Source organism: Pontibacter vulgaris, from assembly GCF_022758145.1.
Taxonomy (GTDB): Bacteria; Bacteroidota; Bacteroidia; order Cytophagales; family Hymenobacteraceae; genus Pontibacter; species Pontibacter vulgaris.
Genome location: NZ_JAJVDH010000003.1, coordinates 530970 through 543533, shown reverse-complemented (window position 1 = coordinate 543533; position 12564 = coordinate 530970). Strand labels below are relative to the sequence as shown.

Sequence of the window (12564 nt, the reverse complement as noted above, 5' to 3'; positions counted from 1 at the left end):
GCCATTTTCTTTATGTTACCCAAACCAAAATTAGTAAGAGTCACTACTGTTCCTCTTTCTTTACATAAACTACTTGGTAAACAACTTAAGTTTATGAATAGCCATTATGAGGTAATTGGGGTGGCTTCTCAAGGTGAGCTTCTTAGAAGAGTATCTGATGAGCAGAGCATTAGAGTTGTAGGAATAAATATGACACGAATAGTGTCTCCTATTAGTGATCTCGTATCACTAGCAAAGCTTTACCTGTTATTTAAAAAGGAGAAGCCCCAAATTGTACATACACATACCCCTAAAGCAGGTTTGATAGGGATGTTGGCGGCATGGCTGGCAAGAGTTCCTGTTCGTATGCATACTGTGGCAGGCTTACCATTATTAGAAGCTGATGGTATTAAGCGGAAAATCTTAGTACTAACTGAACGGCTTACAAGTGCTTGTGCTTGTAATGTCTATTCTAATTCTTATAAGATGATGGAGATCATGTTAGAGAACGATTTGTGCTCTCCTGGTAAACTTGGTGTAATAGGTAACGGAAGTTCTAATGGCATAGATACTAACCATTTTGCTCCATCCACTATTGATAATACAGCTAAGGAGAAGCTCAAAGCTGAACTGAAAATAAGCTCAACTGATAAGGTATTGTGTTTTGTTGGTCGGGTTGTGACAGATAAAGGAGTAAACGAATTAGTAGAGTCTTTTATAAACCTTATTAGCAAACATCATAACCTGAAATTAGTAATTGTAGGTCCTTTTGAACGTGAGTTAGATGCTCTTCATGAACAAACCGAAAGAGCTATCTTACATAATCCAAATATATGCTTTACAGATTATCAGGAAGATGTCAGGCCATTCTTGGCAATAAGCGACATTTTTATTTTACCTAGTTATAGAGAAGGTTTTCCTAATGTGGTGATGCAGGCAGGAGCTATGGGTGTGCCATGCGTTGTAAGTGATATAAATGGCTGCAATGAAATAATTGAGCATGGTTTGAACGGTTTAATTGTGCCAGCTAAGGATGCGAAAGCATTAGAAAAGGCTTTAGAGTTTCTAATAAAAGATGAATCTACGTTGATACGGATGGCAAGTATAAGCAGACAGATGATAGTATCTCGTTATGATCAGCAATATTTGTGGCAGCAACTCTTAAAAGAGTACAGGAGTCTAACTAAAGAGGTTCAGGTACAAGAACAGAAAAAACATCTTTATGTATCGTAGCTTTATAAAGCCGCTCATTGATATTACTCTTTCCTCTACAGCATTTGTTGTTGCTCTGCCCATTTTTATAGTTGTTACCATATGTTTGGCAATTGCAAATCATGGAAAGCCATTTTTTTTACAAGCACGACCAGGTAAAAATAGTAGAATTTTCAAGGTTATAAAGTTTAAAACCATGAACGACTTGAAAGATGCCAATGGGAATCTGTTGCCTGATGGTAAAAGACTTACAGTTATCGGTAAATTTGTGCGTAAGACATCTCTAGATGAAATACCACAGCTACTAAATGTTATCAAGGGAGATATGAGCTTAGTTGGGCCACGGCCTTTGCTTGTAGAGTACCTACCGCTATACAACGAAGAGCAAAGCAGAAGGCATGAGGTAAGGCCTGGTATAACAGGATGGGCACAAGTTAATGGCAGAAATACTATAAGCTGGAGCAGGAAGTTTGAGTACGATGTATGGTATGTTAATAACTGCAGTCTGTTATTAGATTTAAAGATTGTATTATTAACTATAATTAAAGTCTTTAAATCAGAAGGAATCAGCCAAGAGGGCCAGGCAACTGTGCAGTACTTTACCGGAAATCATGAGTGATAATTCTATCGTTTTAAAAGAGCTGTATTATCAGTTTAAGAGGGCTGACAATGCCTATGCAAGCTATCTAAGAGAGAAGATCTTCCTCTACGCTTCTTGTATTAGAAAGGCAAATGATAGAATCTATCAGCAGCTTGAAACAAGCTTAGGAATCTTTGATGATGAGCAAAGTGTACATGCCTTACAGCTTATAGCCCATTATGATGTATGGATGGCTCAGTTTGATGAACTCGTACAGGAATTAAATCCTTCTCTTTCCACTATATTTGTTTTTGAAAGGTTTCCGAATAGCTTACCCTTTCCTAAAGAAGCAAAAGAGTCTTTTTTAAATGCCTACAATAGAATTAAAGTATGAAGTATATTTTTGCAGGTGACCGTGATATAGCATTAAGTGTTCTTAGTTATCTAATGCAGCAAGGCTATGAACCAGCAGCACTATTAGTTTCAGGAGAGGACAGAGCTTCACATGCAGAGGAACTTATTTCGTTAAGTAGATTACCACAGGAGCTAATCTTTAGAGGAGTAGATTTTAAGGCTCCGGGGGCTATTGCTCTTTTTGAAGAGTTGCAGCCTGATTATATAATAGGTATTCATTTTCCTTATATTATTCGGAAAGAAGTTCTTAATATACCTAAAATTGGCTTTCTCAATCTGCATCCGGCTTATCTGCCCTATAACAGGGGGTGGCATACACCTACATGGGCCATATTAGAAGGAACTCCAATCGGAGCAACTTTACATTTTATGTCTGAAGAACTAGATGCTGGTGACATAATACATCAGAAACAATTAGATGTACTGCCAAATGATACAGCAAATAGTTTATATAGAAGGCTTAAGGACTTGGAATTAGATGTTTTTAAAGAAGCTTTTCCATCTATTATAAAGCTAGAACCAAACGGTCAGGTGCAAAATCTAAGTCTTGGTACATCTCATAACCGGAAAGATCTTTTTAAGCCTGAGGTTCAGGAGATAAATCTTGAAGAAGAGTATAAAGCGGGAGAGTTGCTTAAAAAATTAAGAGCCTTAACAACGAACTCTTTGGCAGAGGCGGCTTATTTCGAGAAGAACGGGAAAAAGTACAGAGTACAGATTCAGATTACTGAAGAAAAGAATATAGCAAAATAAAATGAATAACAAAATATGGCTCTCTTCTCCGCACATGGGCGGTTCGGAAGAGAAGTATGTAAAAGAAGCTTTTGATACAAACTGGATTGCGCCACTAGGGCCAAATGTAGATGGTTTTGAAAAGGACCTGGAAAGCTTTTTAGGTAACAATGTGCATGTGGCCGCTCTTAGTTCTGGTACGGCAGCACTTCATTTAGCATTAATCATACTTGGTGTAAAGGCTGGCGATGAAGTGATCTGCCAGTCTATGACGTTCTCGGCTTCTGCTAATCCAATTGCTTACCAGGGCGCAACGCCTGTTTTTGTGGATAGCGAAGATCGCACCTGGAATATGTCGCCTGAGCATCTGGAGACTGCTATACAAGACAGAATCAGCAAAGGCAGTAAGCCTAAAGCCATCATAGTAGTTCACCTGTACGGCATGCCAGCCGAAATGGACCGCATTATGGAAATAGCTGATACCTATGAAATACCAGTTGTAGAAGATGCTGCTGAGGCGCTGGGCTCCAGCTACAAAGGAAAACAGCTTGGTACTTTTGGCGCCATGAGCATTTTGTCATTCAATGGCAATAAGATTATTACTACTTCTGGTGGTGGAGCGCTGGTTTCTACTAACGAAGAGTGGATCAAAAAAGCACGTTTCCTGGCTACGCAGGCTCGTGATAACGCTCCTCATTACCAACACTCACATATTGGCTACAACTACCGCATGAGTAATATCTGCGCGGGTATCGGACGTGGCCAGATGGAAGTATTGACTGATCGTGTGCAGCAGCGCCGAAAGAATACTGAATTCTATAAAAAAGCCTTTGAGGGTAACAACGCTGTTTCTTTTGCGGAAGAACCGGATTCAGATTACTATTCAAACAGGTGGCTGACAACTATATTGGTGGATGATGCTTCTGGTGTTAGCCGTGAAGATTTGCGTTTGGCGCTTGAGAAAGACAATATAGAAAGCCGCCCGCTCTGGAAACCAATGCACCTGCAGCCAATTTTTGCTGAAGCTCCTTTTTATGGTGATGGTACAAGTGAAAGACTCTTTGAAAGAGGACTTTGCCTGCCATCCGGCTCAAACTTAACCGAAGATGATCTTCAAAGAGTTATAGAAAAGACAGAAGCTTGCTTCAATACAGTTTTAAGTAAATAGAAACATAACTGGGGCAAAGAATATAGTTCGTTGCCCTAGTTATGTTAATTATTGATAAATCTACCGTGTACTTATACTTTTAAGTATAAGTACAAAGCCCTTCACTAAAATATAGCATAAATTATATTCTTTCAGTTTTACTAAACTTAGGCTGTCCAAGTTTTAAGCTATACTATACGTTATTTTGTTCTGTGTAAAATCCCTTCAGTAAGTCAGTATTACACTTGTTTTATTAGTTACCTTATTATCAGATGATTAATTAGGTATTTTCTTCTGTTCTATTCAAAATATACTAGCTGTAGATTTAATCCGAGTATTCTTGTTCAATTTTGCATTGAATTTAAAAACATGTTAATTGATATAGTATAAGTTTAATTTGTAATTAACCAAGATTGAGTAGGCTGCTTATTTAATAGTTGAAATAGTTTTGTCATATTTTAGCTTTAGACTTATCTTTGCATGCAATTTATTTTGCAAGATCGAGTTAATAAATCATTGAACAGTATAGCAATTGAGGTAAAGCATTTTATTTCGGGTTTATACTTATAGTATTTATAGTAAAATGGGTCAACGTTTTTATACAGAGGCACAATATATTGCACTTGCACCAACACCCTTAAAACAAACTTTCAGAGTATGAAGGTATTTTTACTGAACAGATCATTGCCTAAATGGATAATTCTATTGATGGACCAGGTGATCACGAGCTGGGCATTTATCCTATCTTTCTTCCTGATTAAGCAATTCGAATTTGTAAATATCCTTAGAGGCCATTTCTTTATCTATATTGGTCTATATTGTTGCGTTTCTGTAGTCGTGTTTTACATGATGCGTTTGCACACTGGCTTGATCAGATATTCCAGCATTCAGGATGTATATCGAATTTTTACAGCTGTACTTACCTCCAGTTTAACATACAGTGCTCTTGTAAATATATGGGTAGAGCCTGTGTATCATATCGACTCGGTAAATATCTACGTCGTTCTGATTCTTAATTTCTTTATTTCTGCCTCCCTGCTTACGATGCTAAGAATTGGGGCAAAAAGTATGTTCTTCTTTTTAAGAAGAAACACCACAGATGAAAAGGAAACGGTATTAATTTACGGAGCAGATAGTTACTCTATCTTGGTAAAACATGCCCTTGAAGCCAGTGGTATGGGTAAGTTTGTTATTGCCGGTTTCCTGGATGACAACCCAAATAAAGTAAACAAGGACATCCACCAGGTACGTGTGTATCATGTAGATGAAATTGAGAAACTGCAGAATAAGCTCTACATTGATAAATTGCTGGTACTAAGCGAGGACTTAAAGGCTCCGGCAAAAAAGCAGGCAATCGAAAAATGTATTGAGCTTGGTATAAAAGTACTAACTGTTCCGCCTACAGATGAATGGATGTCCGGGCACCTGCGCATGAACCAGATCCAGGACCTGAAGATCGAAGATCTGCTGCAGCGCCCGCCAATTGTTATTGAAAACGACAGGATCAGTAACGACATTGCCGGAAAACGTGTGCTTGTAACTGGCGGAGCAGGATCAATTGGCTCTGAAATTGTTCGCCAGGTATTAAACTATAAGCCGGAAATGCTTATTATTTGCGACCAGGCCGAATCGCCGTTACATGAGCTTCAACTGGAAATCGAAGAGACTTATCCGGATGCTAACATTGTTCTTTGTGTAGGCGATATCCAGAATTTCGACAGGATGTATGCCATGTTTAAAGAGCATACACCACAATTTGTTTACCACGCTGCGGCTTATAAGCATGTGCCAATGATGGAGAACAACCCATCGGAAGCTATACTTACAAATGTAAAGGGTACCAAAAACCTGGCAGATCTTTCCATGAGTTTTGATGTGGAGAAATTTGTGATGATCTCAACAGACAAAGCGGTTAATCCAACCAATATTATGGGGGCATCTAAACGTATCGCAGAAATCTATATCCAATCGCTTAATACCATGCGTCCGGAAGATTTTGGCAATGACGATTCGCTAAGCGAGATGCTGTTGCCTCATACAAAATTTATCACTACCCGCTTCGGAAATGTACTTGGCTCTAATGGTTCTGTAATTCCGCGATTCCGTTCTCAAATAGAGAAAGGCGGCCCAATTACTGTTACACACCCGGATATCACCCGTTACTTCATGACCATACCAGAGGCTGTACAATTGGTATTGGAAGCCGGTACTATGGGCAATGGAGGTGAGATATTTATATTTGACATGGGCGAGCCAGTGAAGATTGTAGATCTGGCTAAAAAAATGATAAAACTGGCTGGGTTAACGGCTAAAGATATTGAGATCGTGTATACAGGACTTCGCCCAGGCGAGAAGCTATACGAGGAGTTGTTGAACGAAGAAGAGCAGACAATACCAACGCACCACAGCAAAATCAAAATATCAAAAGTTAGGCAGTATGCTTACGATAAAGTGGTGCTGGATTTAAATGAACTTATCAGCTTAAATAAACACGGCGATGATACCAAAGTTGTTCGTAAAATGAAGGACATCGTACCGGAGTTTATCAGCAAAAATTCCAGATTCGAGAAGCTGGATTCTCCCCTGGTGAACTAAAAGTTTATACTTTATTTGATGAATATTGAAGGCCTGTAACATGAGTTGCAGGCCTTCTCATTTTTAAATCTGTTAAAGAACCCAATCTGTATAGCTAGTAGCACAGCCCATTTTAGATCCAGATTCTGCCATGCTGATTGATTTGAAGAGGCAATTAGTTTTGTTACCTGATTTAATGCCGCCCAAATAAATGAAAACTTTAGCCAAAGGTTTCAATAACGATTGTGATACTTGGTACAGTAAAGTATAAACCTATATTGGAGCCTCTGCCAAGAATGCATTTTGGCTGATGCTATAGTTGACAATATAGTTCTATTGTTACAGGTATCCAACCACCCCAACCCCACCTTGGCTTTTATCCGAATTGGAAAGCTTAGAGTTATGAATATGGCTCCAAAATTTATACTTCACTTTCATTTTTAAAACTCAGCAAGTTTAACGACGATTAAGCACGCAATATCTAAAACAAGTTATAACTCTAAACTATGAACCATAGTAGCTTGTTAGTTTAGAATTGGCTTATTGCATGCGAATAGAATAATTTGTTTGTATCTTTGCAGGGCATTTAAAGCAAGCTATTCTATACTTATGGCTATCACAAAAGAAGATATATTAAAAGCCCTCAGCTATGTAGAGGAACCGGATCTTGGCAAAGACCTGGTCACCCTGAACATGGTGGAGGATGTAGCAGTTGACGGCAAAAACGTGAGCTTCACTGTTATACTTACAACACCGGCCTGCCCGCTTAAAGACCTGATTCGCAATGCCTGTATCCGGGCCATTCATACAATGGTGGATAAAGAAGCAGAAGTTACTGTGAATATGACTTCGCGTGTAACATCGGGTAGAGCAGATAACAACGCTGTACTTACTGGCGTGAAAAATATTATTGCAGTTGCTTCGGGTAAAGGTGGCGTAGGTAAATCTACGGTAACAACAAACCTGGCTATTGGGCTGGCGCAGACTGGTGCAAAAGTAGGTTTGATAGATGCCGATATTTATGGCCCGTCTATACCAACTATGTTCGGTACCGAGGAAGAGCGTCCGCATGTAGTGCAGGGCGACCACGGTAAGAACTTTATTATCCCTGTAGAAAAATATGGCATCAAAATGATGTCAATTGGTTTCCTTACGCCTGCTGATAATGCCGTTATCTGGCGTGGCCCAATGGCCAGCTCGGCTTTGCGCCAGTTTATTACGGATGTAGAATGGGGCGACCTCGATTACCTGCTTATCGATTTACCTCCCGGAACTTCAGACATTCACCTGACAATGGTACAGGCCTTGCCGGTAACTGGTGTTGTGATCGTGACTACGCCACAGAAAGTTGCTTTGGCTGATGCCATGAAAGGTCTTCAGATGTTCCGTCAGCCTCAGATAAACGTACCTATACTAGGTATAGTAGAGAACATGGCATACTTTACACCTGCTGAGCTTCCTGAAAACAAGTATTATATATTTGGTGAAGGTGGCGGCCAGCAGCTGGCAGATAAGTACGAAGTGCCTTTGCTTGGCCAGGTACCATTGGTACAAGGCATCCGCGAAAGTGGCGATGCGGGAACACCGGTGGCCATGCAGAACGATTCTCCGGCTTCAGGTGTTTTCATTGAGTTGGCACAGGCAGTGGCGCAGCAGGTTTCTGTACGCAATGCTACCTTGTCTAAAACCAAAATTGTAGAAATTAAAAGCTAATTGAAATGGCAGTCCTAAACGTAGACAACGATTTCCTGCTTCGCATCGAAAGTGCGTTAGACCAGATCAGGCCTTATTTAGAGGCTGATGGCGGTAACGTGAAGGTGCTGGAAGTAACAGAGGATATGGTACTTAAGCTGGAGTTGCTAGGCGCTTGTGGTACCTGCCCTATGTCTACTATGACATTGAAGGCCGGCGTAGAGCAATCAGTGTTGAAGGCTGTGCCTGAAATCAAAGCTGTTGAAGCTGTGAACATGACACCAATGGCTTAGGCTACGTTATACTTTCAAAAATAAGTCTTTAACAGGCGAAGTTATACTTAGTAACTTCGCCTGTTTTATTTATACTTTACCTTCCAAGTCAAAACAACTATATTTGTCTGTACAAACCTGCTAGATACAGCTATGTTAAAAGCCAACGACCCATCGCTCCATTCCTGGATACAAATAGCGCCTAACAGCGATTTTCCTATACAAAACCTGCCTTTTGGTATTTTTGAAACTGCCGGGAAAGACCCACGTGTAGGAGTTGCCATCGGCGATTATATACTTGATCTGTATGCAGTTGCACAGAATAATTTGTTTGAGCTGATTGATATAGACCCTACAGTATTTCACCGCCCATACCTGAATGATTTCATTTCGTTGGGTAAGCCAATCTGGCGCGCGGTGCGTAATCGGGTATCAGAACTTTTGCGCAACGATAACGAAGAGATAAGCTCCAACAGGGAGCTGATGGACGATTGCCTGGTAAGAATGCAGGATGCCCGTATGCTAATGCCTGTTAAGGTTGGCAACTATACCGATTTTTACTCCAGCATTGAGCACGCTACCAACGTGGGTACCATGTTCCGCGATCCCAAAAATGCATTGTTACCAAACTGGAAGCATATTCCGATCGGTTATCATGGCCGTGCTTCTTCCATCGTAGTTTCCGGTGTCGACATCCGTAGACCAAACGGACAAACTAAGGCTCCTAACGAAGATGCCCCGACATTTGGCCCTACTAAACTTCTGGACTTTGAATTGGAAGTTGCTTTTATTACAGGCAGGGAAACTAAGCTTGGAGAAAGTATAACACCAAACGAGGCAGATAACTATATCTTTGGCTTAGTATTATTTAACGACTGGTCGGCACGTGATATTCAGACCTGGGAATATGTGCCATTAGGGCCATTCCTGGCTAAAAGTTTTGCATCGTCTATTTCGCCATGGGTAGTAACGCTGGATGCACTGCAACCATTCAAAGTAAAAGGACCGGTTCAGGATCCTAAGCCATTGCCATACCTGGAGTTTAACGGCCACCACAACTACGACATTAACCTGGAAGTATTGATCAAGCCGGAGGGAGGAAAGGAAAACAGCGTTTGCCGCTCTAACTTTAAGTATATGTACTGGAATATGAACCAGCAGCTGGCACATCAGTCCAGTAATGGTTGTAACATACAGGTTGGAGATATGTATGCTTCAGGCACTATAAGCGGCCATGAGAAGGACTCTTACGGTTCTATGCTGGAGCTTACCTGGCGCGGCACGCAACCTATAAAATTATCAGACGGCACAGAGCGTAAGTTTATTAACGATGAAGATACCGTTATCATGCGCGGCTATGGTGAGCGCGATGGCATCAGAATTGGTTTCGGCGAGGTAAAAGCGAAAGTTTTGCCAGCTTTATAAAATCATTAATCAGAAGTATAACAGGGCAAGTATAGCTGTAAAGTTTATACTTGCCCTTTTTGTTTCTACTTGATTTGGTAATGAATCGTCTTTCAGATTGTTACATTTAAAATCAAAGAATAGGAGTATAATCTTGTGTCCTTAATCGAAGGAAAACTGTTCCCAGTTTTTCTGTGAGGCGCCTTGGTGTGTCCGGTGCCCGTTTAGGGCAGCCTGCAGGCGGAGCCGAAGGCAGGACTCACCACAGTGGCGAGCAGGAAAACGAGCCCTCGCGGGCTTGGAGCGAGCAAATGCTAACTATAAAACTTTAGGTAAATGAAACTAAGGAATAAAGGCCGCTACAATAGATAAGGCAGAACTCCTAAGTTTACGTTATCAATAAACCACTTGCAAGTTATCAATAGTGCACAGATATACTCTGAGCTCCTCCAATCCGCATTTATAATAAAAAGTATAATTCACTAAGCTCCAGCTTCAGCTAGAATACTATCTTTGTAATTCCTCAAAGTATACTTCCATGTCGCTGATACCCAAAGAAACCGTTGACCAGATTATTGCCCAGGCTGATATAGTAGAGGTAGTGGGTGATTTTGTGTCGCTCAAGAAAAAGGGACAGAACATGTGGGCGTGCTGCCCCTTTCACCACGAGAAATCACCTTCTTTTTCTGTATCGCCTGCTAAAGGTATTTACAAGTGCTTTGGTTGCGGCAAGGCGGGTAACTCGGTGCAGTTTATCATGGATGTGGAGGGCACCAGCTTTCCGGAAGCGCTTAAGTACCTGGCCAAAAAGTATGGCATTGAAGTGCCGGAAGAGCAGGCAAACCCGGAGTATGCAAAAGAGCAAAGCGACCGCGATAGCCTTTTTATTGTTTCTGATTTCGCTAATAAGCATTACCAGCAAAACCTGACGCAACACGAGCAGGGCGGAATTGGGCAGGCATACCTGAAAGAGCGCGGCATCAGCGGCAACACCATACGTAAATTTGAGCTGGGCTATAGTTTAGACGGATGGTCTGATTTTACGGATGCCGCATTAAAGGCCGGTTATAAGCAGCAATACCTGGAGGCTACCGGTCTTACCATAGTTAAAGACGATAAGCGATACGATCGTTTCCGGGCACGTGTCATGTTTCCGATCCATAACGTTTCGGGCCGTGTGGTTGGCTTTGGGGCGCGTACCTTAAAATCAAACGACAAGAAAAGTCCTAAATATCTTAACTCACCTGAGTCGGATATTTACCACAAAAGTAATGTGCTGTATGGTTTGTTTCAGGCGAAACAGGCGATGCGTATGCAGGATCTTTGCTACCTGGTAGAGGGTTATCTGGATGTGATCTCGCTGCACCAGGGCGGCATCGAGAATGTGGTAGCTTCTTCGGGTACTTCGCTTACAGAAGGGCAGATCAAATTAATTGCACGCTATACCCAAAACATTACGGTACTGTATGATGGCGATGCGGCAGGCGTAAAAGCTTCGTTGCGTGGTATCGACCTGATCCTGGAAAATGGCCTGAACGTGAATGTAGTTACGTTTCCGGAAGGCGATGACCCTGACTCTTACATACAAAAGGTTGGGGATGAGGCTTTTAAAAAGTATGTCCGTGAGCATTCACAGGATTTTATCTCTTTCAAAACCAGCCTGTATGCTGCCGAAGCGCAAGGAAACCCGGTTAAGAAAGCCGAAGCCATACGTGAGATCGTTACGTCTATTGCCAAGATACCGGATTCAATCAAGCGTACTGTATTCTTCCAGAGCTGTAGCCTGATTTTTGATATAGATGAGCAACTGCTGATCTCGGAATACAATAAAATGCAGTTACAGGGGCGCCAGCAGCAGCAACAGCCCAAAACTGGCAGCCCCGAAGAAGATTACTTTGATTATGAGCAGGCGGCTTTAGCTGCTGAGGCGGCGGAGTATGAAACTGATACCAATGAAAATGATGCCCTTAAGCGTTACGAACGCGAAATTGTGCGCATGCTGCTTAGCTACCCCGACCGCTTACTGGAAGATGGCATTACAACCAGCCATTATATTCTGGAGCAATTAGAAGATATCGAATTCCAGACCCCGATTTACCGCCGGCTGGTAGAAATTGTAAAAGACAAGCTTAATCAGGGTATACTTCCGTCAGCGGATGATTTTATTAATTACCCGGATAACGAAATACGTACCGAAACTACTAACCTGCTCTCGGACCCTTACGAACTAAGTCCTAACTGGGCTACCCATCAGATATATGTACCGCATGAGTCGGATCTTTTGCCTTATGGTACCGAGCGCGCTGTTTTACGCCTGAAGTTCCGCTACCTGGAGAGTGTTGTAAACATAGAAGCCGGTAAATTAAAACTTGTAACTGACCCGCAGGAGCAAATTACCCAGATAACTTACGTAATGAGCCTAAAGAAACTCCATAAGCAAATGGGGGATATGTTAGGGATTGTAGTGTTTAAGTAAGTGCTTTTTTCAATTCAAATGGTAGTTTGTCATTTCAACGAAAGAGAAGTCTGATACTATTTCAAAGTTTAGTTGTCTTCTA

Annotated in this window: 11 protein-coding genes; all 11 read left to right on the top strand. The window is 41.4% G+C overall.

The features are described 5' to 3' along the window. Positions 1 to 12: 12 nt before the first annotated feature. The 11 genes from LWP20_RS07645 (at position 13) to dnaG (ending at position 12482) form a co-directional block, all read left to right on the top strand. Positions 13 to 1212 carry a glycosyltransferase family 4 protein gene (locus LWP20_RS07645; RefSeq protein ID WP_242927533.1) on the top strand — a complete coding sequence of 400 codons (1200 nt, stop codon included), beginning with the start codon at positions 13 to 15 and terminating at the stop codon, positions 1210 to 1212. Next, positions 1202 to 1810 carry a sugar transferase gene (locus tag LWP20_RS07640; RefSeq protein ID WP_242927532.1) on the top strand — a complete coding sequence of 203 codons (609 nt, stop codon included), beginning with the start codon at positions 1202 to 1204 and terminating at the stop codon, positions 1808 to 1810. The genes LWP20_RS07645 and LWP20_RS07640 overlap by 11 nt, the downstream gene beginning before the upstream one ends. Beyond that, positions 1803 to 2165, top strand: coding sequence for a hypothetical protein (locus LWP20_RS07635; RefSeq protein ID WP_242927531.1), 363 nt, complete (start codon positions 1803 to 1805; stop codon positions 2163 to 2165). Before LWP20_RS07640 ends, LWP20_RS07635 begins: the two co-directional genes overlap by 8 nt. Further along, positions 2162 to 2938: a methionyl-tRNA formyltransferase gene (locus LWP20_RS07630; RefSeq protein WP_242927530.1), complete on the top strand. Its 777-nt coding sequence runs from the start codon at positions 2162 to 2164 to the stop codon at positions 2936 to 2938. Before LWP20_RS07635 ends, LWP20_RS07630 begins: the two co-directional genes overlap by 4 nt. Before the next feature lies 1 nt (position 2939). After that, the gene (locus LWP20_RS07625) at positions 2940 to 4085 is read left to right on the top strand and encodes a DegT/DnrJ/EryC1/StrS family aminotransferase (protein ID WP_242927529.1); all 1146 of its coding nucleotides are present in this window, start codon (positions 2940 to 2942) and stop codon (positions 4083 to 4085) included. Positions 4086 to 4721: 636 nt separating this feature from the next. Beyond that, complete coding sequence (locus LWP20_RS07620) at positions 4722 to 6659, top strand: polysaccharide biosynthesis protein (RefSeq protein ID WP_242927528.1); 1938 nt, start codon at positions 4722 to 4724, stop codon at positions 6657 to 6659. Between the two features lie 588 nt (positions 6660 to 7247). After that, on the top strand, positions 7248 to 8351 hold the full coding sequence (locus tag LWP20_RS07615; RefSeq protein WP_242927527.1) for an Mrp/NBP35 family ATP-binding protein: 1104 nt from the start codon (positions 7248 to 7250) through the stop codon (positions 8349 to 8351). 5 nt (positions 8352 to 8356) lie between these two features. After that, positions 8357 to 8623, top strand: coding sequence for a NifU family protein (locus LWP20_RS07610; RefSeq protein WP_242927526.1), 267 nt, complete (start codon positions 8357 to 8359; stop codon positions 8621 to 8623). A 132-nt stretch (positions 8624 to 8755) separates the two neighbouring features. Beyond that, a complete protein-coding gene (gene fahA, locus LWP20_RS07605) occupies positions 8756 to 10027 on the top strand; it encodes a fumarylacetoacetase (protein WP_242927525.1) in 1272 nt (423 codons plus the stop codon). 173 nt (positions 10028 to 10200) lie between these two features. Further along, on the top strand, positions 10201 to 10338 hold the full coding sequence (locus LWP20_RS07600) for a hypothetical protein (RefSeq protein ID WP_242927524.1): 138 nt from the start codon (positions 10201 to 10203) through the stop codon (positions 10336 to 10338). 206 nt (positions 10339 to 10544) lie between these two features. Beyond that, positions 10545 to 12482 (top strand): DNA primase, encoded by a 1938-nt coding sequence (gene dnaG, locus LWP20_RS07595; RefSeq protein ID WP_242927523.1) that lies wholly within the window; start codon positions 10545 to 10547, stop codon positions 12480 to 12482. The last annotated feature ends 82 nt before the right edge of the window (positions 12483 to 12564 follow it).